The organism is Vibrio sp. S12_S33 (assembly GCF_963889785.1).
Lineage (GTDB): Bacteria > Pseudomonadota > Gammaproteobacteria > Enterobacterales > Vibrionaceae > Vibrio > Vibrio aestuarianus.
Map to the genome: position 1 here is coordinate 1 of NZ_CAWPQZ010000293.1, position 342 is coordinate 342.

Here is a 342-nt window from a genome sequence, read left to right on the forward strand (position 1 = left end):
CGGCGGAAGGTGACTACAGCGTGACGGCGCAGATCAGCGACGCGGCGGGCAACAGCAGTGGTGAAAGTGCGCCAGTGACGTTTGATTTTGACGCCACCGTGCCAAGTACGGTGCCAACACTTACCATCGCGGATGCCGCGGACGGCAGCGTGAGCGTGGCAGAGAACAGTGACGGCGTAGAAACCAACGTGACCCTACCAACGGGTGTGGAAGAGGGCGATACCATCACCTTAACCATCACCAACCCAGATGGTAGCACCACGGAGCAAACCTACACCGTGACGGCGGCGGACCTTGCCAATGGCAGCGCCGACATCACCATTCCAAGCTTGACAGCGGAAG

At 60.2% G+C, this 342-nt stretch carries 1 protein-coding gene; it reads left to right on the forward strand.

Annotated features, from left to right (window positions below; genetic code table 11):
* Positions 1-342, forward strand: a 342-nt coding sequence (locus AACW06_RS20220; protein WP_202884128.1) for a cadherin-like beta sandwich domain-containing protein, incomplete at both ends; no start/stop codon positions are given.